The organism is uncultured Microbulbifer sp. (assembly GCF_947489355.1).
Lineage (GTDB): Bacteria > Pseudomonadota > Gammaproteobacteria > Pseudomonadales > Cellvibrionaceae > Microbulbifer.
This window is the reverse complement of record NZ_CANLDD010000040.1, coordinates 1-25,771: the sequence shown is the minus strand read 5'-3', so window position 1 is coordinate 25,771 and position 25,771 is coordinate 1. Positions and strand designations below refer to the sequence as shown.

The following is a 25,771-nucleotide window of genomic DNA, read 5'->3' as shown; positions in this document are numbered from 1 at the left end:
TTGCCTCGGCTTGAGATAATATACCGACCAGTCGGTTTTATTTGAGGGTTCCCAGGAGGCCATGTGCCAAAAGTCGATAAGGCTACCATAGTGCGCGCGGCGGAAGCGGTGGTGCGGGAGAGAGGTGCGCGCAAGCTCACCCTGGATGCAGTCGCTGCCCATTGCGGCCTCAGCAAGGGGGGGCTCATTCATCACTTTCCCACCAAGCAGTCGCTGATCAAGGCCATGCTGCAGGCAGCCGTTGACAGGGAATATGCCAGTACCGAGGCCTCCGTCGCGTCGGGAGCTGGTTTGCTGATCGCTCGGCTCAATGCCATTTTTGAACTGATGGAGGATGATGAATCCCTGCCGCGATCTCTGATAGCGGCTGTGGCAGAGAATCCGGCACTGCTCGACCCTTTCAAGGCCAAGCAGGCTGCGTTGCGCAGTGAATTGGCCAAAATCTATCGTGACCCCGAATTGGCCCTGCTTTTGATCCTGGCGGCCCAGGGTATGTTTCTCGGGCGTGTTTTGGGGGTTTTGGAGATTGAGGACCCATTGTTCGAGCGTCTTCGCGAACGCCTGCTAATGCTTTCGACCGATCTCGCCTGAAGCTTTGATTTCCAGTTAACCAAGTTTGTGGATAAGGAATATGAATTTGTCGATACATTGTCGTTGCTCCCTGCTCTTGCTGGTGGCCACTGTGGTGCTTTTTGCAGGGTGTTCCGGCTCGGAAGGGGATGAGCGCCAGATCGAGCACCTGTTGCCGGTCAAGGTTGCCACTGTCACCAGCGATGCTGGGTCTACGGATCGCCAGTTTGCCGGACGGGTGAAAGCGGTGCAGAGTGTGGATCTCTCATTCCAGGTGGGGGGCAAACTGAACAGGTTGAATATTCGAGAGGGAGAAATTCTTCCCAAGGGTACCCTGATTGCGGAGTTGGACGACCGGGACTACCGCCGCAGGGTAAAAGAGGCCCGTGTCAATGTAGAGCTGCTGGAGAAGACCCTGAAACGCCAGCGCTCTCTGGCGGGATCAAAAGTGATATCCCAGCAACAGCTCGACGAAACCGAGAGTAATTTCAATCTGGCAAAAGTGGCTCTGGAAAAGGCCGAGCAGGACTTGGCCTATACCAAACTGCGCGTGCCCTTTGATGCGCTTGCTACCCGCCAGCTGGTGGAAAATTACACCAATGTGCAGCCCGGCCAGGCCATTGTGCGGCTGCAGAACATTTCTGAAGTACGCATCCAGATTTCGGTGCCGGAAAAAATGCTGGCAACTGTCAGTAAGGACCAGATCAGTTCGGTCAATGCAGAATTTGAATTCCTGCCGGGACAGGCATTTGCTCTTGAATACCGGGAGCACCAGGCGGAGGCGGACAGCGTGACCCAGACCTATATCGTTGAACTGGGCATGCCGCGCCCAGAGAAAGTACAAATTCTCCCCGGTATGACGGCACGGGTGAAGGTGAAGTTGAAACAGGAAAGGGGAGATCTGTGGGTTCCGCTGGCGGCAATCCAGACTGATGCCGAAGGTAAGCCTTATGTCTGGCAGATCAATGTGGACCAGTCAGTATCCAGAGTCCAGGTCGCCCTCGGGCGCACTGACGGTGAAGCGGTGCAAGTTGTTGAAGGCTTGTCGCCAGCGATGAAACTGGTCGCCGCTGGCGGTCAGCATCTCTATGACGGTGCAAAAGTACGCAATTATGTACAGCGCTAATATCCGTTTGACCTGTGGGCCTGGTAGGGGTGGGGAAGTATCTTGAAAATTTCTGATGTTTTTATCCAGCGGCCGGTATACAGCTGGCTGCTGATACTGATTTGTCTAATCGGCGGCCTCTGGGCGCTAACGGATATTGGCCGTCTTGAAGATCCTGCCTTTACCATTAAAGAGGCCCGTGTTTTTACCTTGTATCCGGGGGCCAGTGCTCGTCGGGTTGAAGAGGAGGTCACCGAAAAGCTCGAGGTTGCTATCCAGCAGATGGGACAGCTCGATAAGGTGACCTCCACTTCCAGCCCCGGCATGTCGGAAATTCGGGTACAGGTCAAGGATCAGTATAATTCGGAGGAGTTGGCACAGGTTTGGGATGAACTGCGCCGCAAGGTCAACGACACGCAGAGTGAGCTGCCCAGTGGCGCCATGGAATCTGTGGTCAACGACGATTTCGGTGAAGTGTACGGCATTTACTATGCGGTCACCGGTGATGGTTTTTCGCAGGCGGAAATGCGTGAAATCACCAAGGCCATTCGTCGCGAGCTATTGGGTGTTGAGGGGGTGGCTAAGGTATCCCGCTCTGGCACCATTGATGACGTGGCCTACCTCAATATTGACGAATCCCGCCTCGCACAGTTTGGTTTCTCCCTGGATGACCTGGCTCAGGTGCTGCGGGTGGAAAGTGTCACCCAGCAAGAGGGGGAGATCGGCAGGCAGGACCTGCGCACCCGTATTGTGGTGGACAATCCGGCCAGTGATCTGGAATCGGTTCGCAACATTCTGGTGGGTGTTCCCGGTTCCACCGCTATGCTGGCAGTGCGGGATATTGCCGATGTCTCTCTGGGTTACCATGAAAACCCGGGTTTTAGCGCGCGCTTTAATGGTAAGCCGGCCATTTTGATTGGTGTGGCTGGTGCTGAGGACACCAATATCGTCGATGTGGGAATGGCTGTGGGAGCCAAGCTGGCAGAGCTCAAGCAGGGCTTGCCTCTGGGTGTGGACATCCACCCGGTTTACGAACAACACAAAGTGGTAGAAGAGAGTGTTACGGGGTTCCTGTTCAATCTTGTTTCTTCCATAGTGATTGTTACCCTGGTGTTATGTGTGTTTATGGGCTGGCGCTCTGGTGTGGTTGTCGGTGTTGTGCTCGGTCTTACGGTGCTTGGTACCGTGCTGATTATGAATTTGTTCGGTTTGAATCTGCAGCGCATTTCTCTCGGTGCCCTGATTATCGCCATGGGGATGCTGGTGGATAATGCCATTGTGGTGGCCGAAGGGATGCTGATGGGTGTGCAGAGGAAAGAGGCACCCCAGAGTGCTGCCCGGCGCGTGGTACGTCAGACATTCTGGCCGCTTCTGGGAGCGACCATCATCGGCATTATGGCTTTTTCCGGAATCGGGTTGTCCGATGATGCCACCGGTGAATTCCTCTTCTCCCTGTTTGCTGTGATTGGTATTTCCCTGGTGCTCAGCTGGGTGCTGGCGATTACTATTACGCCCTATTTGGGTTATCACCTGTTCAAGCCGGTAAAAACTGCCAGGAGCGACGATGATCTTTACAGTGGGCGCTTTTATCGTATGTATGCCCGTGCCCTGTCCGGTGCGTTGAATCGACGCGGCCGCACCATCGCGGTGCTGGTTGTGGTGACGCTGCTCAGTTATATCGGTTTCGGTTTTGTCAAACAGGGCTTTTTCCCCAACTCCAATGCCGCCCTGTTTTATGTGAATTATTTCCTGCCCCAGGGTAGCGATATCAAGCGCACTGAAAGCGCGCTGCAGGAAGCCACCGAGTTTATGTTGGCGCAGGACGCAGTGATTTCCGTAACAGCGGTTGCCGGCAGAGGGGCGGACCGTTTTATGCTGACTTATGCTTCTGAGCCGCCCAACCCCGCTTACGGCCAGTTGATTGTGCGTACGGAAAATCGTGAGCAGATTGAGGGGTTGATCGAGCGTGCCAAGACAGGGTTGCGCAACGCGCAACCGGAGGCCTTGATCACCTTCAAGCGCTTGGTATTTGGCCCTGGCGGGGGCGCGGATGTGGAAGTGCGCATCTCGGGTCAGGATTTCAATACCCTGCGTGCCCTGGCTGAGGAGGTCGAACAGCTTTACCGAAAAGGCGATTTGGAAGATATCCGGCACAACTGGCGCAGCCGAGAGGCCACTGTTCGCGTGCATCTCGACCCTGAGCGGGCGCGTGTAGCGGGGGTGACCAATACGGATATCAGTCGCACCATTCAGTTTGCCACATCTGGCTACCGGGTGGGGGAATTTGAAAGTGGCGACCGGATTATCCCGATTATTGCGCGTATGCCGGAAAAAGACCGCAACCGGGTAGGCTCCCTGCAGGACCGGCTTATATGGAGTCCCAACGAGCAGGGTTATATTCCCGCCGGCCAACTGGTTACGGAATTTGAGACCACCGCAGAAGAGAGCCTGATTCAGCGCCGCAACCGGGTGCCCACTATTACAATCAGTGCGGAAGCGCCCGAGGGCGTGACTGCCATGGCGGCATTCAATAGAATCCGCAGCGGGGTGGAAAGTTTGTCACTGCCCCTGGGTTATACTGTGGAGTTTGGTGGCGAATACGAAAGCTCTTCGGATGCACAGGAATCCCTCGGCAAGAAGTTGCCACTTGGCTTTCTGGTCATGGTCCTGATCTCTATTTTGTTGTTTGGCACTGTGCGTGAACCGCTGATCATCTGGTTGGTTGTGCCTATGTCTCTGGTGGGTGTGGTGGTTGGCCTGTTACTGACAGGGTTGCCGTTTGGCTTTATGTCGCTGCTCGGCGTACTGAGTCTGTCTGGCATGTTGATCAAAAATGCCGTGGTGCTGGTGGATGAAATTGAGGTGCAGACTGAAATGGGCCTTCCGCGCCTGACGGCCATCCAGCGCGCCAGTGTCAGCCGTTTACGCCCGGTATTTCTCGCTGCCGTTACGACCATACTGGGGATGTCGCCGTTACTGTTTGACGCTTTCTTTGCCGATATGGCGGTGACCATCATGGGTGGACTGGGTTTTGCAACGGTGCTGACTCTGATTGCGGTGCCGGTCTTCTACGCGGTTTTCCACAAGGTCAAGGCCACTGAGGTGGCCGGATATGAGGAGCATTCCGCACGGGAGCTGCAGCGGCAACCCCGCACAGAATCCGTGTCTGCCTAGAGTCAGGGAAGACCCGGTAAGAACACCCGGTATACTGGGTAATTCGGGGGGCAAAAGAAGATGAATGTTTTGCCCCCATTCTATTTCTGAGTGTACTTACAAACCTGAATCCATCCTGTTCTGGGGTTTTTCGTATAAAATATTCACGCTTCAAACTTGTACCTCCCCGGTAAAAATCTGAAGTATGCGATAGCCTAAAGCAGGCCTTTCCATTAAGCTGCAAATTTGGATTTGATTGGTAGTCGTTGTATGAGTGTTCGGTCAATTTCAAAGCTGCTGACGGCTTTGTCTTTTCTTTTGTTTGGTTTTTCTGCGGTAGCGTTACCGTATAAACGTGCGGAATGGCTGCCCCGCTGGTCCGATTTCGATAGTGACTGTCAGGATACCCGTCACGAGCTGTTGATGCGTTTCTCCCTCTCCCCCGTGCGTTTTACCCACAGCAATGGCTGCAAAGTGGATACGGGATTGTGGTTGGACCCCTATACCGGCAATTTTTACAGCAAGGCATCTGATCTGGATGTGGAGCATATAGTACCTTTGAAGTGGGCCCATGATCACGGCGGGGCCGAATGGAGCAGTGAGCGGAAACGGCAATTTGCGGAGGATATTGAAAACTTGTGGTTGGTGGATGATGGGCATAACCAGAGCAAAGGGCACAGAGGCCCCGATCGATGGATGCCACCTTACGCACCGGTGGGAAAAATTTATGTCCGGCGTTTTATGTCGATCGTGAAAAAGTATGGCCTGCGCCTGAGTGTGGCTGAAAAGAAACAATTCCACGCACTGGCGGGTGAGCGTTAAGATGTGGTAAGAGATCATTTGTCCCGGCCTTTTTATTTCAGGTAGTATTTTGTCGAAAAGTAGTATCAGCGGACGGTTATGCAGGCAAACTTTCAATTATTGATTGAATATTTTCGACGCTGCTACCTGGCGGACAGTCACGATCTGTCGCTGGCCAATATTGCCAGACTGCCGGGCAACCGCCGTTTGTTTTTAAAGGAGCCGGATTATCTCAGCAGCGGCGAACTGCCACGAATTCCATTGATTAACCCTGTTGCGGAAAAACTGGCCAAACTGGCTGATACCTATCGAAAAGAGCGACGCCTGATTTATGCCTGTTTTTTTGTCTGCGGAAATCTCACCACTCAAGGTGGTTTCACCGCCAGGCGCACACTGTGTTCACCGCTTCTGTATTTTCCCGCTCGAATTTATCGCGAAGATGATTATTTTGCCGAAATAAATACCACCGATATCCGCATGAATCTGCCCCTGCTCCGGCAGATTTTGAAGCCGGATATCGATTCGGCGGTGACGAATACTTTTCCTTTACCCCGGTTTCCCATGGATACCTCCCAGGTGGCGGATATGGGGCGATGGCTGCGGGAATACAGTCTGTTGGAAGAACTTGAGGAATTGAGTCGCTGGCCAAACCTTCAGCCTGAGACATTGGTGCAGGAACGGATGGAAGCGTCACGGCTGGGTCCGGTCAGTGCCGGTGCGGTAATTTTGGCGGACAGGCCCAGAGGGTCTCGCGGAGTCCTGCACGAACTTGGTCAATTGGTGCAGGCGCGAAATTTCCAGGCCCCTTTACAGGTTGCCCTGGGAGGAGAGCCTGCGCGGTTGATTGAAAGTGACAGCGAGCCTGAAATGTTGCCGGGGCTCTTCAGTAGTGCCCAGGAGCGGGCGTTACGCAATGCGGCACGTTTGCCGCTCAGTCTCGTATCAGGCCCCCCGGGTACGGGCAAGAGTTTTACCATTGCCGCCATGGCGATCGACCAAATGCTGCATGGTGACTCAGTGCTGGTTGTCTCAAAAACCTCCGAAGCCATTGATGTTGTAAGAAACAAGTTACAGGAAACCTATGGACTGACCGAGGGCTACGTACATGCGGGCGAGCAGAGTTTTGTTCGCAGCTTGAAGACCCACCTCGATACCCTGCTCAAGGAGGGGGTTGATTTGCCCGAGGTGAGTGCCACCAAGTTAAAGCGCAGTTTGAGGGCTACAAATACATCATTGCACAGAGCCGAGCGTCGCTTTGCGCGGGCGCTGCGGCTTGCCAGGGTCCTCGGCCCCGGACGCTGGGCAGCTTGGTTATTACGTGTGGGTGCGCCACTGTTTGGTCGGGACCTACAGACAGAAGCCTTGTGGGGCTTTCAGGATGGCATCAGCCAGTTGCGTTATAGGTTTGAACGGCAGGCTGCCCGTTACATCAATACCTACCGCCAGGAAAAGCTTGCCCGGTTATTAACTACAGATCGGCGCAGCCTGGCCAGTTTCCACCAAGCACTGAGGGCGAGGACTTCAAAAACCCAGGCGGAAAGATTTGCACAGACGAATATGCATCTTGTCCTACAAGCCTATCCTATCTGGCTTGCAAGTCTGGACGAGCTCAACGAGATACTGCCGCTTTCTTGTGGCATGTTTGATCTGGTGATCTTTGATGAATCCACCCAGTGCGATATTGCAAGTGCGCTTCCAGCGCTCTACCGGGCGAAACGCGCGGTTGTGGTGGGGGATGGAAAGCAGCTTCGGCATGTCTCCTTCCTTCCGGCAAACCAGCAGCAGCGCTTGTGGGAAGAGACGGTGCATTGCGGCGAGTTACCGGAGGCATTTAGCTACCGGGACCAGTCCCTGTTGGACTTGGTGTCTGACGCCCTTGGCAGCCAGGATGCGGTGACCCTGCTCGATGAGCACTACCGAAGCCAACCCGAGCTGATCGCTTTCAGCAACCATGCGTTTTATGCTGACCGTCTCAAAGTTATGCAGGCGCGGCCCGGGAACTCGCGCGCTTCGGCGTTGACTTTTCACCGGCTGGAGGGGCGGAGAGCCAGAAACGGCAGGAACAGGGTTGAAAAAGACTGGGTCATATCCCAGTTGCGCGATCATTTTAACCGCTACGAAAATGCGCCGCTTAAACCATCTGTGGGTGTGCTGTCTCCCTATCGGGAACAGGCCAACTACCTGGCTAAAGAGGTCTCCAGAGCTTTTTCCGCGGACAAGCTGCACAGCTTTTCGGTACGGATCGCCACACCATACGGTTTTCAAGGGGAGGAGCGGGATGTAATGTTTCTCTCAATGGCCATCGATAGCCAATCCCTGCGGGCCGCGACGTATCTCAATGGTGCCGCTATGTTTAATGTGGCGATTACTCGGGCTAAGGAGCGGCAACTGGTGGCTTATTCAATCAGCCCCGAGTTGCTGTCATCAGATCACTTACTGCGCCGTTATATTTCCTTTGGTCATGGCGCGGGCCGTAGTTACCAAGAGGGTACCTTCTCCTGTGAATTTGCCAGGGCGGTCAGTGCGGGCCTTAAAGAGGCGGGTGTCCGGCACTGGATCGACTTTCCCATCGCAGGCCAGCGTGTCGATGTCGTGTGTGAGTATCAGGGTTGCATCCTGGGGGTGGACTTGATTGGCTACCCGGGAGAGTACCAACAGCACTTTACGACCCGGACCTACAAGATTTTGCACCGGGCTGGCATCCGGGTTCTGCCGTTGCCCTATCTTCACTGGTCTGTGGGTCAACGGGAATGCATCACGCGTATTATCGGGGTTTTGCGGGGTGAGCAGTGTAGGGAAGAGGAGACAGGGGCCATCCCGGAGTGATTGATTCGGTCGCCTGAAATAAAAGCTGCGCCGGGGCTGCTAGGCTTTAAGGGAGTCCAACTGTGACTTTCACCGAGTGCATCTATGAAACTGTGGTTGTTGATTCCCTGCTTTTGGGTATCTGCTGTCGGGGCTATGGATATCATGGTTGCGGATGCCCAACAGCAACAGGGCGTGCGAAGTCCGACTTTGAGCTTTTGCCAGGCGCGCTTTTACGAGGAAGATGATGGCCGCCTGTACTGCAACTGGGCGGTCAACTTTCGTTACGCCTGCTTTGTCTGGTGGCCCACCAATAAGATAATTCCGGCTGGGGCAAAACTGTCTGAGCCGGAAGTTGTGGGTAAGTGCGGCAATGGCGAACCCGTGTACAAGCTTCACCATTATTAGTGCGGTGTTGACTGTCTCGGGTTTTTCCTCACAGTTCAATCGGTGGCTCTTAAGGCTAAAACAGCCCCAAAACTCCAGTCAGGCATGGGTCTTATAGCGGCTGCATCGCGTGTGATCCTGTGTACTGGCCCGGAAGAGAAGAAGATGTTAGCTTTTCTCCCGACCGATGTTGAGTCCGTGATCTTGCAGTTCCCGAGCCTGCTTAAGGATTTCAGTCATGGCGCTGTCCTCTAAGGATAAGGCATCAATGATGGCCGCGAGCAGATCCGCTGAAAACATGCATTTGCTCACTTTGCTGCGCAGATTTTCTGTAGTCATTGAAATACCCCTTTCGGCCAGGGCCTGGGCCAGATCACTGTAGCGCATGCCCTTCAAAGCCATGGAGGCACGCACATAGCGGGCAATGGCCTGCTTATAGGGAGCCAGTGCCTGCTGATTACTGAGGCTTTGTTTGTGATCCATGGGCTTTACTCCATTCTGGTTAATAGTCATTAAGTGGCAAATAGTATCTTTTTGTGTATTATTTGCAATATAAGTTTGAAATAACCTATTGACTGTTGTTTTTTTGATGCTATATTCGTGACCAATATTCCACAGTAAGGGGGTTGAGATGACCTGGAACAATGAGAGCCTGCGCCAGCTGGCGGAAAGTCATACCGGTTGGGTAGTGGAGCCGGAGGGAGACTGCCTCAGTATTTCCAACGATGAGGGCGTTGACGCCTTTATTTATGTGGGTGAGAAGCAGATCGTTGTCGAGAGTATTCTTTTTCCGGTGAGCCAGGTCGGCGATGTGGCCGCGCTCAATGAGATGGTATTACAAACCCATCAATTGGTTCCCCTGACGGCTATCGCGATTAAAAATATTGGCAGTGAGCACTATTACGTCGCCTTTGGCGCGCTCTCTGTGTCCAGTAAAGATGAAGTTGTCATCGAGGAGGTAGAGACCCTGTTTTCCAATGTGAGAGATTTCCTGGATTTGTATGCAGAGCATTTTGAAATGGAGGGTGTAGCATGAGCCTGAGAAAGATCTGGACTGCCTTGAAAGGTGCGGTCAACGAAGGCACTGAAGCGGTAGCGGACAGCCAGTCAATCCGTATTCTCGACCAAGAATTGCGCGAGGCGAAAACTGAGTTGAAAGCCTGTGACGAGAACCTGACCAAAATTATGGCCAAGCGCAAGCTGGCGGAAGGTAAAGTGGAATCCCTGCGTGCGGATATTGAAACTTACAGCGCCCACGCGGTTAATGCCAGTGAGAAGGGCGATAATAACCTGGCGTTGGAGTGTGCCGAGCGGGTTTCTGAGCTGGAGACGCAGTTGCAGACCGAGCGCAGCCTGCTGGATGGGTTTCTGAACTCAGAGCGTTCCCTGAAGGGCAATATTGCCAAGGCCAAGACCAATGTACGCCGCATGGAACAGCAGATCGACCAGATCAAGGCCACTGAATCTGTGCAGAAAGCCCAGGTTGCTGTCTCTTCCCGCCACTTGGGGGCCAACAGCAGGATCAAGACGGCCCTGGACAGCCTTGACCGAATCAAGAGCAAGCAGCAGGAGCGCGCGGCCGAATTGGAAGCGGCGGAAGAGCTGGCCTCTGAAGAGAGCGGCTCGAGCCTCGATGCCAAGCTGAAGGCAGCGGGTATCCAACCCGGTGGTCAGGTCAGCAGTAGTGACAAACTGGCTCAATTGCTGGCGAATCGCGAAAAGGCCTGAATCGGTGCTACTGTATCGCGTGCGACGCCTTCTGGCGTCGCTGTTTATTCAAGCCGATAAAACGACTGTTTTTGTCTCTGTCCTGGTCTATGTGGCGGGCAGCTATCTGCTGCTGAGTGCCGCCGGAGAAAGCGAGATTATCGCGCCCGATAACTTTCTCTACTGGCTGGTAGTGACCGCATCGACGGTGGGTTACGGCGATTTCTCACCGGCTACACCCGCGGGAAAAATGGTGGTGGCGGCCTGGGTGATCCCTTTGGGCCTGAGCCTGTTTGCGTTGGTGATTACCCGGGTGGGTTTTGCAGTTTCGGAGTTTGTACACAGAGGAAAAAGAGGGTTGCGCATGACGAATCATGTAAATCATACGGTCATTATTGGCTGGAACGGAACGCGGACCCTGCGCCTAATCGAACTTCTGTTGTCAAAGACCAATGGTGCAGCTGCTGAAGTAGTACTTTGCGTAGAAGCCGATATTGAAAACCCCATGCCCGGCAGAATTGACTTTGTGCGGGTTGAATCCTTTTCCCATATTGAAAGTATGCAGCGAGCCGGTTTGGCCGATGCTGCACGGATTATTATTGACAACCCGCTTGATGATGTAACACTGACCACGGCTTTGTTCTGCGACAAGTACAGCCCCAGCAGTCACAAGACTGCCTATTTCCAGGATGAAAATGTCGGTGAATTATTGCGCGCGCACTGTCCGAATATTGAATGTATCCCCTCGGTAGCGGTGGAGCTGCTGGCAAAATCCTCTCTGGACCCCGGATCCGCCCGCTTGCACAGGCAGTTGCTGGATAGTACTTACGGGATGACACAGTACAGTGTTGAGTACCTTGGAGAGGAGCCTTTGCCGGTTGCTGCCCTGTTTGATCATTTTAAACGGGACCTGTCGGCAACACTGATCGCTGTGCGCCGCAAGGGTATGGTAACAATAGCGGTGAATCCGGCGCTGACAGATCAGGTGGGCAAAGGGGATATGCTGTATTACATCTCCGCGAAGCGACTGGATGAGAAGCACTGCTTCGATATAACAATGAATGAAGGGGAAGGTGTTGGTACATGTTTGCCAAGCTGATCGATAAATTGAAGGGGACACAGGCCCCGGCAGTGAAAACACCGGAGATTATGGGGTTGCGCCTGGGAGCCAGTTTTGAGCTGGATCCACTGGCAATTCGTCTGATACTGGATGAACTTACGATTGATTCCTGTTCCCCCACGCAAATCATCAAAGCCGCAGGCGTTGTAGAGCTCGATGGCACCTGGGTTTACCGTTTCTATACAGACGATGATGCCTGGCTTCAGGTTGTGGCTGAAGGTGGCCGGGGAGACGAGCATGTGGTGGATGTCAAGTTGTTCCACTTTTACGACACCCTGGATGTGGCCAATCAGCAGGCCTGGGACAGCCTCCTGAAACAGGAGATAGGCGCTGAAAGTTACCAATTGCAGGAGCGGTCCTACAACAGAGTCTGGACTTCGGCCGGTGACTACCACAATCCGGTACATATGTCCGAAAAGACCTATGACGTAGGCGGAGACTATTCGGTAACGGATCAATTCACCATGCTGTTCGAACGCGAACTGTCCGACCAGCGTACGGAATCCCTCTTCCTCTCCGCAGAAGAGAAGGAGGAGCATGCGGGCTATCTGAGCCGCAGCCTGGTGATCAGTACCGGTATCACACTGACATCTTCACAGCTGACTATTCACGGATAATAAGGAGAAGTATCAATGGACCAGCCCTATGATTTACTGACTGGTATTGTACATTTTGCGGCCTACTTTGGCCTGTCATTACTATTTTTGATCGTGTTTAAATTTCTCTACACAATGGTGACGCCCCATGACGAGTGGAAATTAATCCGCGAAGATAAAAATGCGTCAGCGGCTATTGGATTTGGTGGTGCGATTCTGGGCTTTGCCATCGCTGTCGCCGGTGCTGCGAGTAACTCTGTAACACTGATTGATTTCGCCACCTGGGCTGCGGTCGCGTTGATTGCCCAATTACTTGCCTTTGCAATTATCCGCTTTGGTTTTATGCCGCGTATTGTAGAGCGTATTGAAGAGGGCGAGATAAGCGCGGGTATTATGCTGGCCGCAACCACAATCTCCGTTGGTGTGCTCAATGCCGCCTGCATGAGCTACTGACTGATGGGGAAATAGTGATGAAACGTACTAAAAATATTGATCTCTCGCGCATGCGCAAGAGCAGGGGACCAAGCTTCTTATTTCGCCCCCTGGCGATCGGTGTTGCTGCAGCTCTCATGGGATGCTCTTCAGATGAAGAAGTCAAGGTTGTTTCCTCGATAGAGGACTGTGTAGACAATACCCAGTTGGATGAAGCCCGGTGCGAGGCGGCTTATCAGCGCGCTCAGGCGGAGGCCGAGCGCACCGGCCCCAAATATGCTTCCCTGGCGCAGTGTGAAGGGGAATTTGCGCATTGCCGGGAAAATAGCAGTGGTTTCTGGATGCCGCTGATGACGGGTTTTATGGTTGCCTCCATCCTCAATGATAGCGACCGACGCTCTCATGCCCGCGGCTACTACAATCCAGTCTACCGTTACGCCGCGTCGGGTTCACGCTACTATGATCGTTTGATGACTGCCGATGGCCAGGTTATCGGGCGTTATGGGAAAACAAGCTATAGAGTTGACAAGAGTACCATGCAGCCCAAGCCCAAGGTCACCAAAACGGTTTCCAGGGGCGGCTTTGGTGCTGTGGCCTCAGCCAAGTCCAACTGGGGCGGTGGCCGCTCCAGCAGCCGTTCCCGTGGCTGGGGGGGCTGATTGGTGCTGAGGTTGCCTATCGGTGAACGTCCGCACTGGAAGGCGCGAGCAAAGGAGTTTGGCTTTCATTTTCACACCCTGTATGGAGAGCCCTACTGGGATGAAAGTGCCTATTACCAATTCTCCCTGAAGCAGATCGAAAAGGATATTGAAGACCCCACCGAGGAAATTCACCAGATGTGCCTGGAGGTGGTGGCATTGGTGCTTGAGGATGAGGAATTGCTGCGGCGTTTCTGTATTCCTGAACAGCACTGGGACTTTGTGCGCAGTTCCTGGAGGAACGGTGATCCCAGCCTGTATTCCCGCCTGGACTTTGCCTATTCCGGACAGGGGCCCGCTAAGCTCTATGAGAACAATGGGGACACTCCAACTAGCCTATACGAGACTGGTTTCTGGCAGTGGCTCTGGTTGCAGGACAATGTGGACAGGCGCGCTCTGCCGTTGCAGTCAGACCAGTTTAACAGTTTGCAGGAAAAGCTGGTGAATCGCTTTTATGACCTGCAGATTTTGACCCCTGGTCGCCCATTGCACTTCGCTTGCTGCAAGGATAGCGAAGAGGATTTCGGTACCGTCCAATATCTCAAGGACTGCGCCAGTGAAGCGGGTATCGAAAGCCACTTTGTTTTTATAGACGATATTGGCCGCGATGCCGCGGGGTATTTCACGGATCTGCGGGATCAGGTGATCACCTGGATGTTCAAGCTGTATCCCTGGGAGTTTATGTTCCGCGAGGACTTTGGTGCGCTACTGGGCACCAACAATGTACGCTGGCTGGAGCCCCCGTGGAAGGCGATCGTATCCAACAAGGCACTTCTGCCGATGTTGTGGAAACTGTTTCCCGGCCATCCCAATCTGTTGCCCTCTTTCTTCGAAGATGAGTTGGACAGGGCCAGGGAGGGCGATCTGGTGAAAAAACCGATTTTTTCCCGTGAAGGTGCCAATATTTCTATCGTGCGCAGCGGAGAAGTCCAACCGCTGTCCGATGGCCCCTATGGCGAGGAGGGGTATATTTACCAGGAGATGCACCCGTTACCGAAGTTCGGCAACCATTTTACCCTGGTAGGCAGCTGGCTGGTGGGCGATGTGGCCGCCGGCATATCAATCCGGGAGGATCAGACCATGGTGACCCAGGATATGAGCCGCTATTTACCGCACATTATTCTCTAGTTTTGATTGGTCACAGTTACCAGAATACCTTTCTTAACCGCAGTCGCTACCCCCAACAAGGCTGGTCGAGGCGCTTCGTCTATAGTTGCATTTGTCCCGTTGTTTAGCTTGATGGGGCCAGTTGACCACTGGCGATCATCTCTTCAATTTTTTTGCTGAGCCTATCGTAAGTAAAGGGTTTTTGAATGCAATCGAGCACCCCCTCCGCAATCACCTCCTGAACTTTGCTGTCAACACTGTAGCCTGTGGAAAGGATGGCTTTGATGTTGGGGTTAATGCGTTTTAGGAATGCAAAGAGTTCCTGCCCGTCCATACCCGGCATAATCATATCGAGTAAGACCAGGTCCACATTGTCACAATGCCGTCGATAATAAGTAATTGCCTGCTCTGCTGTGGCAAAGGTTTCTACCCTGTGGCCATGCATTTCAAATATTGCCTTGGAATAACTGCGTACAATGGCTTCATCGTCAACCACCATAATCCGGAGCTTTCGCTCCTTTAAGGGTGCGGCCGGCGGTTTGGGCTGCTTGCACGTGCCGGCTTCTGCGATGGGCAGGAAGAGTTTAAAGCAGCTGCCCTCGCCCTCATGACTGTGGCATTGAATAGCGCCTTTGTGCAGGTGAATGGTACCGTGCACAGCGGCAAGGCCGAGTCCAGCGCCGCGTCCGCTCTCTTTGGTGGTGAAAAAAGGCTCGAATATACGTCGGCATACCTCGGGGGGCATGCCGGTGCCACTGTCGCTGATTTCGATGACCAGATATCGACCTGGTTGGACTTCAAAATCTGCAATAGTGCTGACCTTCTTCATGGATGAGTTAGCGCTTGTAAAGCGCAGTGTACCGCCATTGGGCATAGCATCTTTTGCATTAATGCCAATATTGAGTAAAGCGCTCTTTAGCTGGGCCGGGTCGCCGATGATACAGGGGCAACTGGCTTCAAGTTGTTGTTCTATGCAGATACGACGGTCGATTGTGCGCCCCAGCATGGCACTGACATCGCGTATGATTTCATGGGTGTTGCACTCTTTGAGCTGATAGTTGCCTTTGCGTGCGAAGGTAAGCAATTGTCTGGTCAATTCTGCTGCATGACGCGCAGTGGTAAGAATATGGTGACTATATTCACTGATCAGGGGGTCCCGAGAGATTTTCTGGATGACCTCTGCGTAGCCGCTGATACCATGGATCATATTGTTAAAATCGTGGGCGATACCGCCGGCCAGTTCTCCAATCGCCTGCATTTTTTGTGCCTGGCGTAACTCCTCCTCCAGCAGGCGCTGCTTGGTAATATCGGTACCGATACTGAGGATACCCCCGGGGAGGCCTTTCTCACCGGAGATGACTTTATTGGTCCAGGCAATCCAAACCCGCTTACCACATTTAGTGATATTTTCATTAATGTTATAGCGGTGTTCCTGGGGGTGATTGCAGATGTGATCAATCAGCTTGCGCAGGTCACGGCCACTGGTTTCACTGGCCGGTACAATAGTGCCAATCAGATGTCGCCCAATAATCTCCTCTTCCGAGTAGCCAAACAGCTGCTGTGCGTATTCGTTAAAAAAAGTGATCCGCCCGTTTCTGTCGTAGCGCATGATAATCGAGTTTGCATGGGCGACCAGTTCTCGGTAGCGCTCCTCGCTTTTGCGCAATGCCTCATAAACCTGGTTGGAATCCATTGCCTGGACGGAAGCGATGACTGGAGAGGAGGGGAAAACCTGCAAGTTACCTTCCTTGATCATCTGTTCTCCTCCTGAGTTGGTGTTATGCATTTTCTCAGCAGAAATTGCACCAGAAAGGGTGAGATAAGTATATGGAGTTCGCCGTGTTTTTGAGTCACTACACAGTTTATGGTGTCAGGCTGCTCTTTATGCTTCTTGGTTGTAATTGCCTCAGGGCTATCAGCAGTGCCCGGGCCCCTGGCAGGGCCCGGTCGGCAGCGTATTGGGAGCAAGGGTTCCAATTTGTAGGTTGAAATAGTGGCTATCACCAGACAACCTGATAGCATGTACCATCCTATTCAAAACCATCTGGATGAATTCCTATGCAGCTGCATTCTCGAGTTTTCGGACGCAGTATCGCGGTTCTGCTTTTTGCCTCGGTACTGCTGTCTGCGTGCGGAGAGACGAAAAATGGTGAGAGCGGGCAGAGATCCCTGGATTTCGCCCGCCTCGACGCCTTTCCCTCCACCTATGCGATCAAGCAGTCGCGCCCTGTCCTGATTCAGGGGGCTACATTACTCACCGGTTCCGGCGCGCAAATGGAAAAAGCAGACCTGTTGCTGGAAGAGGGCAGCATTGCCCAGATTGGCAAAGCCCTCAAGGCGCCCGAAGGGGCCCTTATCGTCGATGGCGAGGGCAAATGGGTCACCCCCGGTATTATCGATGTGCATTCCCATCTGGGTGATTACCCCGCACCGTCCATCGAGTCCTCTCAGGATGGCAACGAAATGACCTCCCCCAATACGGCGCAGGTTTGGGCTGAACACTCGGTGTGGACTCAGGACCCCCAGTTCCCCCTGGCCCTGGCCGGTGGAGTAACCACGCTTCAAGTTTTGCCAGGCTCTGCCAATCTCTTCGGCGGACGCAGTGTTACCCTCAAGAATGTACCGGGCCGCAGCGTACAGGATATGAAGTTCCCCGGGGCTCCCTACGGGCTGAAGATGGCCTGTGGTGAAAATCCCAAGCGCGTCTACGGTGGCAAGGGGACTTCCCCCTCCACCCGCATGGGTAATGTAGCCGGTTATCGCAGTGCCTGGATAGAGGCGAGCAATTACAAGAAGCAGTGGGAGGACTATGTTGAGAGCGGCGGTGACGAGCCGGAGCGCGATCTGGGGCTCGAGACACTGGCCGGTGTACTCAACGGCGATATTCTGGTGCACAATCATTGTTATCGCGGTGAAGAAATGGCGGTGATGATGGATATTGCCGACGAGTTCGATTTCAAGATCTCCACATTCCACCATGCTGTCGAGGCTTACAAGGTGGCGGACCTGCTGGCAGAGAATAACGTCTGTGCGGCTATGTGGGCCGACTGGTGGGGCTTCAAACATGAGGCCTTTGATATGACAGAGGCCAATATCGCCATTGTCGATCAGGCCAGGGCCTGTGCAATGATTCACTCGGACTCCGGGGTGGGCGTGCAGCATCTGAATCAAGAGGTGGCCAAGGCGATGGCTGCCGGCCAGCGTGCGGGCTTCGATATCCAGCCCAAAGATGCCGTTGCCTGGATGACACTAAACCCGGCAAGGGCCCTGGGTATTGACGCGCAGACTGGCAGCCTGGAGAAGGGCAAGATGGCCGATGTGGTGGTTTGGTCCGGTAACCCCTTTAGTGTCTACACCCAGGTGGAACAGGTGTTTATCGATGGCGAACTGGTGTATGACCGCACCGACAAGAAGCGCCAACCGCGCAGTGATTTTGAGTTGGGTATTCTCAATGCCGAGGGAGAGCGACTGTGAATAAAGTAGTTGTTTTTTGTACTCTGGCCCTGGGATTGCTTTTCAGTAACGCCCAGGCCGAAACCATCCTTGTCAAAGGTGGTAAGGTTCACACCCTGTCCGATAAAGGTAGCCTGGATACTGCCGATATCTTGATTGCGGATGGCCGCATTGTGCAAGTGGGCCCCTCTTTGGATGCCTCTGCCGAGCGGGTAATTGATGCCGGTGGCAAGGTTGTCACCCCGGGGATTATCGCACCGATTTCGGAGCTGGGCCTGGTGGAAATCAGCGCTGCCAGTACCACCAATGATCAGGCGGTCACGGGTGAAAGTATCGGCAGCGCCTTTAATCCGCTGCCGGCTTATAACCCGAAGTCCACTCTGATTCCGTTTAATCGCGCAGGTGGTGTAACCAGTGCTGTGGTGTTTCCCAGAATCAGTCCCTGGGACAGCGGTGCGGTGGAAGCCCAGCGGGTATTCGCCGGGCGCAGCTTTGCGATCAAATTGAATGGCGAGTTCGACAGTGTTGAGGCCAGGGATGTTGCCCAGAAGGCCTATCTGGGAGAGGCGGGCGCACAGTTGGCTGGCGGTAGCCGTGCCAGTGCCTATGCCAAAGTGGAGAGCGCTCTGCGTGAGGCCATAGAGTTCCGGGAAAACCGTTCGGCCATTCGCCGTGGCGAATGGCGTCAGCTGGACTACAGTTTGGCCGATCTGGAAGCCCTGCAACCGGTAGTGGATGGCAAGACGCCCCTGGTGATCACTGCGAACCGCGCCAGTGACATCCTCGCAGCCATAGCGCTGGCAAAAGCCTTTGACGTAAAGCTGGTGATCCTGGGTGCGGCAGAGGGCTGGATGGTGGCGGATCAATTGGCCGAGGCCCAAGTGCCGGTGGTGATTGATGCGATCAACAATCTGCCAATCTCCTTCTCGAGCCTGGGCGCACGACTGGATAATGCCGCCTTGTTGACCAAGGCCGGAGTCAAGGTGGCGATCAGCGGCCCGGATTATGCCTCGACACACAATATCTATCTCTCGCGCCAGTCCGCCGGTAACGCCGTCGCCCATGGCCTGCCTTATGAGGCGGCACTTAAGTCTATTAGTAGCAATGTTGCCGATATCTTCAGTCTGGAGGGTGGTACCCTGGAGACGGGAGCTGTTGCGGATATTGTGATCTGGAGCGGAGACCCGCTTGAAGTGACCAGTTACCCGGAGCAGGTACTGATTGCGGGGGAGCCCCAGTCATTGGTGACCCGGTCCACCCGCTTGCGTGACCGTTACTTGAAGCCATCCAAGGGCCACAATTTTGGTTACCGGCATTGAGCGCGCGCAATATTTGATGACGGCGATAGTCAATAGACAGGAGCGGGCAATAGGCCCGCTCTTTTTTTGGTGGAATATTTCAGATAGTACGGTGTCATTTGCCAACGGCATAATGCGCCAAAAGGTCATACACTTGGATAGTATTTGTGTGGCTGGTGAACAGATTAGAGCGATATAGTGGATCAGCGGCTCAATAAGAAAAAAGGAACAACAGGATGGCGAATGTAACAGCCCTTTATACCGGTCTCTGCGCAATTTTAATCATCTATCTTGCCGTTAGGGTGGTGCAGTTTCGGCGCACGAAAAAGCTCGGAATGGGCACCGGGAATGATCTGTTCAATGAGATTCGCGTGAGAGTGCATGCCAATGCCATCGAATATATCCCCATAGCACTACTGTTGTTGCTGGTCGCCGAGCTGAGCGGTCTGGCTCGAATGTGGTTGCATTTTTTTGGCAGTGCATTTCTTTTGTCCAGAGTCTGTCATGCCTATGGTCTGTCGGCAGGCAAGGGCGGAGCCCATATGGGGCGTTTCTGGGGCACGCTGATCAGCTGGGTGGTGATACTGGTTCTGGCGATCATCAATATCGTTATAGCTGTGATGGCGATGTAAACTGGCGTTTTGCCGTTGTCCGGGAGCTGGGTGCAATCGCACTTGAGGACTGGTTACAGGCGCAGGATCTGCTGGTGATAAAAAAGCCCGGTAGAACCGGGCAGAGTACAGGGATAAAAATACAAGTGCCTACTGATTTGCCACAAAAGGGGTAACGGTTTCCTCTCCGCCTTCATGCGCACCGTTCTCTTTTTGTTCCAGCAGAGCTTCCGGTTTGCCCTTGCAGGCCTTGGCCAACGCGTCGCGACGCTTGGCCAGTAACAAGCCTATCTCTTCACCGGCCTGTTCATTGATGCCCTCAATATGGCGCTCAATCAGCGCGGTAATATTGGCAGCCAGTTCCAGCATTTTGTCGTGTTCTTCAGCGTCTTTTTTATTGTCAAACATTGCTCCGTCTCGATCACATTTCCAAACAGCTACTACGGCCATGATATGACTCCCACTTGTCTTGCAGACAGTTCAGGTTATTTGTATGGGCGTACATTAGCTGTATAAATATTCAGTGTCAACAGCCAATTTAAAAAAGGGACAGCCGTGAATGATGCTATTGCTGGAGCGAAAGTGGATTGGTGCCTGAGGAATAGGCTGCAATATCCCTTGACAGTCCAATAAGCTAAACAGGCTTTCGGATCAGTAAAATTGCGCCACCGGTGGGTGCATTCTGCGAGCGCAAGCTACAAAGGTGCCGGTGCGTTTCGCCGACCGGGTCAGTAAAGGGCAATCGGTAGTCTTGCAGAATGTTAAACAGAGAGCAGAAGCCGTGCGGCAAGGGCAATTAGTAGCAAACCAAACAATTGTTGTATGCGTTGTCCCAGAGGTTTACTCACCAGTTGTCGCTTGCGGCTGGCGTGAACAGTCAACGCAATGATGCAGTACCAAAGTGCATCCACTCCGGCCACCAACGTGGCCATACCCAGTTTGGTTGCCAATGCCTGTTGCTCTGATACGAACTGGCTGAACAAGGCGGTGAAGAAAACAGCAATTTTGGGATTAAAAAAGGCAACGCCGAAACCCTGGGCGATCGAGCGCCTGAGACTCTGGTGATTGGTTTCCAGATTGACGGCATGGGAACCCAGGGTGGGGCCGCTCAGGGCTTTCCAGCCCAGATACACCAGCATGGCGGCACCGGCCCATTGCAGGATGCCAAATAAAAGCCCCGAGCGGGTAATGAGTACTGCCAGGCCGAAAGCGGTCAGTGTGGCATAAATTGCGACACCGGCGCCATGGGCAATGGCGCAGGCAAGTCCCTGGCGCCAGCCGGAAGCGGCACTGCGCAACACGATCAGGAGGCTGGGACCGGGCGACATGGCCCCGAGCGCGCAGATACCTGCAAGAGATAACCAGCCGAGTAAATCCATTATTTTAACTGCCCTCTGTATCTGCCATTACTTATTCCATGTAGTGGATTCACCATCCCAGGATTGCATTGCACATCAGGTGCTGCCCAAACCTCTTATAAACCACTTAAAAAGCAGATCAACAGAGGTGGAGCACAGGGAACTCCTCAGGCCCTATCCAGACTGCTGCTGCGCATTGGCAAAGTATGCCACAGTGGAGGCATCTAGCGAGAGGTTCTCACTGTACTGGCCAGATATGCTGAGGTAACTGGGCTGAAATTACCTCACTCAATGGCATGCGCTCAGCAGAAGGTCGGCTCGATTATTATGCTATTGAACTCATTCTGGCTGGAACATTATTTCCCCTAATAGACTAAAGGAAAAATTATAGTTTATTGCATCCAAAGCCATGCCTGACCCCGTCTCAGAGGTGTACAAGAAAAAACGATCTGGAGGTCACAATGTTCACTGCGGTATCATTCCGGAAGGTACAGTTTTGCGCCATGTTGGTGTTGATATTAGGTGGATTGCCAGTTGGTCAGAGTAGGGCGGCGGAATTGGGTTTCTCGATGGAGAAGATCAACCGGGAGCTTACTGAGAAGATCGACCAGCACTTTATGTTCAAGCTTAATAAATGGCGAGCCAAGCATATTTTCCAGGGTAGCGGTTTCCCCTATCCGGTGCGAATCGCCGAGGACAAGCCCCTGCGCGGTGCAACACCGGGTCCTTACTCAAAAGGCCGGCTCACGGTCATGTAACGGCAGCGGGATTTGACACTTGCCTGACTGTGCAACAACGCGAGTAAAGAGAACGATTAGAGAGCAAAAAATGAAAGCGAGAACTATCTTTTCGGTGCGGGCAGGCACCCATTGGTTCATGGCAGTAGCAGCCTTATTTGTCGCCCAGGGCAGTTGGGCACAGGAGAATACCGCCACTATGCCGGAGCCTCCAGCCCCTCCTGCAGTGGACATTGAAGCCCCGGAGGCCGCGTCGCGCGTGCGTATCCTGCGTGATGAAAATGGTGTGCTCACGATTAAAACCCGTGGAGAGGATGGTGAGCGCAGTGAGGTTCAGGTGGATCTTGGTGAGGAATTCGGTGGTCCACTAAGCCAGCGCATTATTGAGAAACTCGAACGCAAGGGGATTCTCGATGAGCGCGGTCAGGTGGTTGAGGAGGCGCTTGACAGTGTCCCGGAGAATGTGGAAATCGGCCTTTCCCGGCGTTACGACCACTCTTCCAGCCACTGGTTTAGAGATCACGAGGTTGAGCAGCTAGATGAATTGTTGATACCAATCGTTGCCCTGCTCTGTGTTTTTGGTATGCCGGTGTTGATTGTGTGGTTGGTCACCCATAATAGCTATCGCAAGAAGCAACTGTTGATGGACAACATCAACCGTATGGTGGCAGAGGGCCGGGATGTTCCGCCGGAGTTGTTTGATGCCCTGGATGGCAATAGTCCGGGGAGCCCTAAAGACCGGGGTATCACCCTAATAGCAATTGGCTCGGCGGTATTTATATGCCTTACAGCCTTGGCGGGTATCGAAGTGGGTAGTCTGGGAGTGATCCCTCTCTTTATCGGTCTGGCCCGCTTTATCAACTGGAAGCTGGATAACAAGCAGGCGTAAGGACAGCGAATATGGACCTCGATGATGAGGGGCTGATCAGACGCGCCGTCGAAAACGGGGACCAGCGGGCCTACGCGCAGCTGGTTCGCCGCTATCAGTCTCAGCTGCGATTCTCGCTCCGGCAGCTGTGTGGTGGTGACCAGGGCCTGGCAGACGATATGGCTCAGGAGGCATTTATCAAGGCCTACAAAGCGTTGCCGGCATTTCGGGGAGATGCCCGTTTCAGCACCTGGCTGTACCGTATTGCCTACAATCTTGTTATGAGTCACAAGCGTAAGAATACGCCGGAAGTGGATCAGGAAGCAGTAGATAAGGCCCAGGCTGATGAAAGTGTGGAGGAAGCCCAGCAATTGGCTATGGCCAGGGACCTTGACTCCGCCATGGAATCACTCAGTGATGTGCAACGCCAAGCCATACACTTATCCCTGCAGCGGGGTTTTTCTCATGAAGAAACGGCGAATATCATGAAGTTGCCACTGGGTACGGTAAAATCTCATATCAATCGCGCCAGGGCCAAGCTGCGCAGCTTGCTGCAACCTTGGCACGAGGAGGTGGTCAATGGTTAATTTTGAACAACATCACAGAAAGGGCAGCGCTTTGCGCGATACAGCTATAGAGGGCAAAGATCCGGTGTTCGATGCCTGGTTGAGTGAACAGCTGCAACTCGGGGAGCCCTACCTGGATGACAATGGCTTCTGTGACCGGGTGATGGCCGAGTTGCCGGTGTCATCAAGGCGTGCTGAGCGCCGTGCCAGTGGATTCCAGTATCTCGCTGTGCTGGCTGCCTCCGGTATTGTTGCCTGGCAGTTTCCCTTTGGAGAGGTATTGAGCGAAGCCGCCCGACAATCTATCAGCCTTTACAGTCTGGTTGGTATGGGGATGCTCTCCTCTCTGGTGGTTATGGCCGGCGGTATTCTTGCTGCCCGTCACTAAGCCTTGAGCATTAAGGGGTTCTCTATAAATTAAGGAAAACTTAATTTATAGAGAACCCCTTAATGGAATGATAGTGAGGTGAAGGAATTACAGGTGTTTTTGCCTTCCAGTTTCACTTAAAAAAGTAAAAAAACGGGAAATATCCATGAATTGGAAAGTGCTATTATGTGTGGCAGCTTTGTCTGTGGCTGCTTATGACTGCTTTGCAGGTAACGATAAAGTGAAATCAGATGTGTCATCTACTTTAAAAGAACTGATTGATAAAAATAATTTAACGGGTTCTTATTTTGTTGCACTTGTAGATTCAGATGGACTTTCTTTTTTCGACACTTATTCAAAAGGTGATCGCCAGTTAAGCAAAGACACCCCAATTCTTATCGCGTCTCATACTAAGGCATTGACTGGCACATTATTGGCTATTCTTCATGATGCAGAAAGAATAGATTTAAGTAAACCCATATCCTATTATGATCCTACCCTAATTACCAGCGGAAAGATTGACGCTAACAAAATTACAGTGGAACAACTGCTTACACATACATCCGGTTTTACGAGTGTTCCATTTACCTTTAAAACGGCATTTCTTGGTTACGCCGATCAGCTTGAGTTAACCAGAGCTTTAAATGAGCATATGCTTGTTGCGCCGGACCATCAGTTTAGATATTCAAATACGGGGCCAATTGTGGCTTCAATGCTTGCTGAGTCTGTTATGGGCAAACACTGGGCTGAGCTCATCTCATTGTATATTACCAAGCCTTTAGGTATGAGTGCTACAACTGCAAATATTTCTGGGGTTACGAATATATTGCCTGCAATTACCACTGCAAAAGACGGTGGTGTTTTTGATTATGGGCACCACAAAACAAATGCCACCATGCACCCTGCAGGCGGTCTGGTTTCTACAGCAAGCGACCTTGCTGCCTGGCTGAAAACCAATATCAACCAGGATGCCTCAAAATTATCCAAAGGCGATATTTTTGAGAAAATGCACGATAAACAGGTCGCTCAAAAAAGAACCTATTTCACTTATGCGCGTGATGGCTATACATTGGGATGGGATGTGGCGGAATACAATGGTGAAGCCCTATTGACGAGGTTTGGTAATTACGGTGGCTACAGTATACATGTGTCCTTTATGCCCGAGCGAGAAATAGGGGTCATAGCCTTTACCAATCAAGATATTGCGTTCACTCTGCCCCATGTGATTGCTAACTATGCTTATAATTCTGTGCTTGAGAAAAGCAATCGTTATGAATTACTGGAGCAGGAATCGAAACGTTTAGCGGAATCGATCAAAGCGGAGCTGATGGATGCGCCTGATAGTGACCTGATAGTACAAGCTGATGAGTTGCCGTCTAATTTGTTAGGGACTTACAGAAATAATAAAGGCTGGCCGGAACATAAAATTTATATTACCAATGGCCAGGTAAAAATAGATTGGGGCAAACTTAAAGGGGCTCTATTGAAAGATGAGCAGGGTTATAACGCTCATTTTGGTGTATTCAGTAGGAAGATTTCAATTATCCTGGGGCAGAACAATAGGGCTACGCTTAAAAATGGCTCACTTATTTATAAAAAGCCAGGCGCTAGTGTTCAGGAACCTGATGTGTCAGGCAAAGTTTAAGCACTGGCAAAACTGGCAACAGGAGGTCTGATCTTGCCCACCAACGACGGACACTCTCTTAAGCGATAAACTACGCGACAGAGGTGACCTATGGCAAGACCAAAGAAATCAACCAAAACCACTCGCAAGCAATACTCCGAGGAGTACAGGTCAGAGGCCCTGGCGCTGGCGGCTAAGGTGGGCGTAAGCGCTGCAGCCAAACAGCTCGGCCTGCATGCCTCCCAGATCTACGGCTGGCGGAGTAAGGCTAGATTACACCAGGATCGAGGAGATGCCGAGAAACAGCTAACGGCTGAGAATGCCCGGCTGAAACGGCAGCTGGCGGAGCAGGCAGAGGAACTGGCAATCTTAAAAAAAGCCGCGGCGTACTTTGCAAAGAGCCTGAAA

At 52.8% G+C, this 25,771-nt stretch carries 25 protein-coding genes and 1 pseudogene; 22 read left to right on the top strand and 4 right to left on the bottom strand.

Annotation, left to right across the window (positions count from 1 at the left end):
• The first annotated feature begins 63 nt into the window (after nt 1–63).
• From Q1A48_RS14925 to Q1A48_RS14900, 6 genes are all read left to right on the top strand, one after another.
• Complete coding sequence (locus Q1A48_RS14925; RefSeq protein ID WP_299946416.1) at nt 64–591, top strand: TetR/AcrR family transcriptional regulator; 528 nt, start codon at nt 64–66, stop codon at nt 589–591.
• Between the two features lie 40 nt (nt 592–631).
• Nucleotides 632–1,696: an efflux RND transporter periplasmic adaptor subunit gene (locus Q1A48_RS14920; RefSeq protein ID WP_299946413.1), complete on the top strand. Its 1,065-nt coding sequence runs from the start codon at nt 632–634 to the stop codon at nt 1,694–1,696.
• Between the two features lie 42 nt (nt 1,697–1,738).
• Entirely contained in the window at nt 1,739–4,849 is a 3,111-nt protein-coding gene (locus tag Q1A48_RS14915) for an efflux RND transporter permease subunit (protein ID WP_299946411.1), read from the top strand.
• 249 nt (nt 4,850–5,098) lie between these two features.
• Entirely contained in the window at nt 5,099–5,650 is a 552-nt protein-coding gene (locus tag Q1A48_RS14910; protein WP_299946407.1) for a DUF1524 domain-containing protein, read from the top strand.
• Between the two features lie 78 nt (nt 5,651–5,728).
• On the top strand, nt 5,729–8,455 hold the full coding sequence (locus Q1A48_RS14905; protein WP_299946405.1) for an ATP-binding protein: 2,727 nt from the start codon (nt 5,729–5,731) through the stop codon (nt 8,453–8,455).
• Between the two features lie 135 nt (nt 8,456–8,590).
• Nucleotides 8,591–8,842, top strand: coding sequence for a hypothetical protein (locus Q1A48_RS14900; RefSeq protein ID WP_299946403.1), 252 nt, complete (start codon nt 8,591–8,593; stop codon nt 8,840–8,842).
• Nucleotides 8,843–8,989: 147 nt separating this feature from the next.
• Here the strand turns inward: Q1A48_RS14900 and Q1A48_RS14895 are convergent, their stop codons facing one another.
• Nucleotides 8,990–9,304 (bottom strand): DUF6471 domain-containing protein, encoded by a 315-nt coding sequence (locus Q1A48_RS14895; protein WP_299946401.1) that lies wholly within the window; start codon nt 9,302–9,304, stop codon nt 8,990–8,992.
• Between the two features lie 148 nt (nt 9,305–9,452).
• Between Q1A48_RS14895 and Q1A48_RS14890 the strand changes: the two genes are divergently transcribed.
• Genes Q1A48_RS14890 through Q1A48_RS14860 form a run of 7 tightly spaced genes read left to right on the top strand, consistent with a single transcriptional unit; the run spans nt 9,453 to nt 14,502 of the window.
• Nucleotides 9,453–9,857: a DUF2170 family protein gene (locus Q1A48_RS14890; RefSeq protein ID WP_299946399.1), complete on the top strand. Its 405-nt coding sequence runs from the start codon at nt 9,453–9,455 to the stop codon at nt 9,855–9,857.
• Nucleotides 9,854–10,549, top strand: coding sequence for a PspA/IM30 family protein (locus tag Q1A48_RS14885; RefSeq protein ID WP_299946397.1), 696 nt, complete (start codon nt 9,854–9,856; stop codon nt 10,547–10,549). The genes Q1A48_RS14890 and Q1A48_RS14885 overlap by 4 nt, the downstream gene beginning before the upstream one ends.
• A 4-nt stretch (nt 10,550–10,553) precedes the next feature.
• Nucleotides 10,554–11,627 (top strand): potassium channel family protein, encoded by a 1,074-nt coding sequence (locus Q1A48_RS14880; RefSeq protein WP_299946395.1) that lies wholly within the window; start codon nt 10,554–10,556, stop codon nt 11,625–11,627.
• Nucleotides 11,612–12,265, top strand: a complete 654-nt coding sequence (locus Q1A48_RS14875; RefSeq protein WP_299946393.1) for a YjfK family protein — start codon at nt 11,612–11,614, stop codon at nt 12,263–12,265. The genes Q1A48_RS14880 and Q1A48_RS14875 overlap by 16 nt, the downstream gene beginning before the upstream one ends.
• 15 nt (nt 12,266–12,280) lie before the next feature.
• Nucleotides 12,281–12,697 (top strand): DUF350 domain-containing protein, encoded by a 417-nt coding sequence (locus tag Q1A48_RS14870; protein ID WP_299946391.1) that lies wholly within the window; start codon nt 12,281–12,283, stop codon nt 12,695–12,697.
• A gap of 17 nt (nt 12,698–12,714) precedes the next feature.
• Nucleotides 12,715–13,335 (top strand): DUF1190 domain-containing protein, encoded by a 621-nt coding sequence (locus Q1A48_RS14865; protein ID WP_299946389.1) that lies wholly within the window; start codon nt 12,715–12,717, stop codon nt 13,333–13,335.
• A 3-nt stretch (nt 13,336–13,338) separates the two neighbouring features.
• On the top strand, nt 13,339–14,502 hold the full coding sequence (locus tag Q1A48_RS14860) for a glutathionylspermidine synthase family protein (protein WP_299946387.1): 1,164 nt from the start codon (nt 13,339–13,341) through the stop codon (nt 14,500–14,502).
• 103 nt (nt 14,503–14,605) lie between these two features.
• Here the strand turns inward: Q1A48_RS14860 and Q1A48_RS14855 are convergent, their stop codons facing one another.
• Nucleotides 14,606–16,237 carry a response regulator gene (locus Q1A48_RS14855; protein WP_299946386.1) on the bottom strand — a complete coding sequence of 544 codons (1,632 nt, stop codon included), beginning with the start codon at nt 16,235–16,237 and terminating at the stop codon, nt 14,606–14,608.
• A gap of 302 nt (nt 16,238–16,539) precedes the next feature.
• Here Q1A48_RS14855 and Q1A48_RS14850 point away from each other — a divergent pair, with 302 nt between their 5' ends.
• From Q1A48_RS14850 to Q1A48_RS14840, 3 genes are all read left to right on the top strand, one after another.
• Nucleotides 16,540–17,955: an amidohydrolase gene (locus tag Q1A48_RS14850; protein ID WP_299946383.1), complete on the top strand. Its 1,416-nt coding sequence runs from the start codon at nt 16,540–16,542 to the stop codon at nt 17,953–17,955.
• On the top strand, nt 17,952–19,253 hold the full coding sequence (locus tag Q1A48_RS14845; protein ID WP_299946381.1) for an amidohydrolase family protein: 1,302 nt from the start codon (nt 17,952–17,954) through the stop codon (nt 19,251–19,253). The genes Q1A48_RS14850 and Q1A48_RS14845 overlap by 4 nt, the downstream gene beginning before the upstream one ends.
• A 215-nt stretch (nt 19,254–19,468) precedes the next feature.
• On the top strand, nt 19,469–19,864 hold the full coding sequence (locus Q1A48_RS14840; RefSeq protein WP_299946379.1) for an MAPEG family protein: 396 nt from the start codon (nt 19,469–19,471) through the stop codon (nt 19,862–19,864).
• A gap of 129 nt (nt 19,865–19,993) precedes the next feature.
• Here Q1A48_RS14840 and Q1A48_RS14835 read toward each other — a convergent pair whose 3' ends face one another.
• Entirely contained in the window at nt 19,994–20,293 is a 300-nt protein-coding gene (locus tag Q1A48_RS14835; RefSeq protein WP_299946377.1) for a YebG family protein, read from the bottom strand.
• 311 nt (nt 20,294–20,604) lie between these two features.
• Complete coding sequence (locus Q1A48_RS14830; protein WP_299946375.1) at nt 20,605–21,222, bottom strand: LysE family translocator; 618 nt, start codon at nt 21,220–21,222, stop codon at nt 20,605–20,607.
• Between the two features lie 440 nt (nt 21,223–21,662).
• On the opposite strand from Q1A48_RS14830, the gene Q1A48_RS14825 reads away from it, so the two are divergent.
• The 6 genes and pseudogenes from Q1A48_RS14825 to Q1A48_RS14800 form a co-directional block, all read left to right on the top strand.
• A complete protein-coding gene (locus Q1A48_RS14825; RefSeq protein WP_299946373.1) occupies nt 21,663–21,959 on the top strand; it encodes a hypothetical protein in 297 nt (98 codons plus the stop codon).
• A gap of 70 nt (nt 21,960–22,029) precedes the next feature.
• Entirely contained in the window at nt 22,030–22,827 is a 798-nt protein-coding gene (locus Q1A48_RS14820) for a DUF6249 domain-containing protein (protein ID WP_299946371.1), read from the top strand.
• Nucleotides 22,828–22,838: 11 nt separating this feature from the next.
• On the top strand, nt 22,839–23,393 hold the full coding sequence (locus tag Q1A48_RS14815; protein WP_299946369.1) for a sigma-70 family RNA polymerase sigma factor: 555 nt from the start codon (nt 22,839–22,841) through the stop codon (nt 23,391–23,393).
• On the top strand, nt 23,386–23,760 hold the full coding sequence (locus tag Q1A48_RS14810) for a hypothetical protein (protein ID WP_299946367.1): 375 nt from the start codon (nt 23,386–23,388) through the stop codon (nt 23,758–23,760). Before Q1A48_RS14815 ends, Q1A48_RS14810 begins: the two co-directional genes overlap by 8 nt.
• 145 nt (nt 23,761–23,905) lie before the next feature.
• Nucleotides 23,906–25,384 (top strand): serine hydrolase domain-containing protein, encoded by a 1,479-nt coding sequence (locus Q1A48_RS14805; protein WP_299946365.1) that lies wholly within the window; start codon nt 23,906–23,908, stop codon nt 25,382–25,384.
• Between the two features lie 90 nt (nt 25,385–25,474).
• A pseudogene (locus Q1A48_RS14800) lies at nt 25,475–25,771 on the top strand (transposase); the annotation flags it as partial.

What these genes read in the sequence shown, in the direction of transcription:
- Q1A48_RS14825 (WP_299946373.1), top strand. Translation starts at nt 21,663, where the DNA reads ATGTTCACTGCGGTATCATTCCGGAAGGTACAGTTTTGCGCCATGTTG.
- Q1A48_RS14890 (WP_299946399.1), top strand. Translation starts at nt 9,453, where the DNA reads ATGACCTGGAACAATGAGAGCCTGCGCCAGCTGGCGGAAAGTCATACC.
- Q1A48_RS14875 (WP_299946393.1), top strand. Translation starts at nt 11,612, where the DNA reads ATGTTTGCCAAGCTGATCGATAAATTGAAGGGGACACAGGCCCCGGCA.
- Q1A48_RS14900 (WP_299946403.1), top strand. Translation starts at nt 8,591, where the DNA reads ATGGATATCATGGTTGCGGATGCCCAACAGCAACAGGGCGTGCGAAGT.
- Q1A48_RS14815 (WP_299946369.1), top strand. Translation starts at nt 22,839, where the DNA reads ATGGACCTCGATGATGAGGGGCTGATCAGACGCGCCGTCGAAAACGGG.
- Q1A48_RS14810 (WP_299946367.1), top strand. Translation starts at nt 23,386, where the DNA reads ATGGTTAATTTTGAACAACATCACAGAAAGGGCAGCGCTTTGCGCGAT.
- Q1A48_RS14895 (WP_299946401.1), bottom strand. Translation starts at nt 9,304, where the DNA reads ATGGATCACAAACAAAGCCTCAGTAATCAGCAGGCACTGGCTCCCTAT.
- Q1A48_RS14835 (WP_299946377.1), bottom strand. Translation starts at nt 20,293, where the DNA reads ATGGCCGTAGTAGCTGTTTGGAAATGTGATCGAGACGGAGCAATGTTT.
- Q1A48_RS14870 (WP_299946391.1), top strand. Translation starts at nt 12,281, where the DNA reads ATGGACCAGCCCTATGATTTACTGACTGGTATTGTACATTTTGCGGCC.
- Q1A48_RS14910 (WP_299946407.1), top strand. Translation starts at nt 5,099, where the DNA reads ATGAGTGTTCGGTCAATTTCAAAGCTGCTGACGGCTTTGTCTTTTCTT.
- Q1A48_RS14905 (WP_299946405.1), top strand. Translation starts at nt 5,729, where the DNA reads ATGCAGGCAAACTTTCAATTATTGATTGAATATTTTCGACGCTGCTAC.
- Q1A48_RS14820 (WP_299946371.1), top strand. Translation starts at nt 22,030, where the DNA reads ATGAAAGCGAGAACTATCTTTTCGGTGCGGGCAGGCACCCATTGGTTC.
- Q1A48_RS14865 (WP_299946389.1), top strand. Translation starts at nt 12,715, where the DNA reads ATGAAACGTACTAAAAATATTGATCTCTCGCGCATGCGCAAGAGCAGG.
- Q1A48_RS14840 (WP_299946379.1), top strand. Translation starts at nt 19,469, where the DNA reads ATGGCGAATGTAACAGCCCTTTATACCGGTCTCTGCGCAATTTTAATC.
- Q1A48_RS14855 (WP_299946386.1), bottom strand. Translation starts at nt 16,237, where the DNA reads ATGATCAAGGAAGGTAACTTGCAGGTTTTCCCCTCCTCTCCAGTCATC.
- Q1A48_RS14830 (WP_299946375.1), bottom strand. Translation starts at nt 21,222, where the DNA reads ATGGATTTACTCGGCTGGTTATCTCTTGCAGGTATCTGCGCGCTCGGG.
- Q1A48_RS14885 (WP_299946397.1), top strand. Translation starts at nt 9,854, where the DNA reads ATGAGCCTGAGAAAGATCTGGACTGCCTTGAAAGGTGCGGTCAACGAA.
- Q1A48_RS14805 (WP_299946365.1), top strand. Translation starts at nt 23,906, where the DNA reads ATGAATTGGAAAGTGCTATTATGTGTGGCAGCTTTGTCTGTGGCTGCT.
- Q1A48_RS14920 (WP_299946413.1), top strand. Translation starts at nt 632, where the DNA reads ATGAATTTGTCGATACATTGTCGTTGCTCCCTGCTCTTGCTGGTGGCC.
- Q1A48_RS14850 (WP_299946383.1), top strand. Translation starts at nt 16,540, where the DNA reads ATGCAGCTGCATTCTCGAGTTTTCGGACGCAGTATCGCGGTTCTGCTT.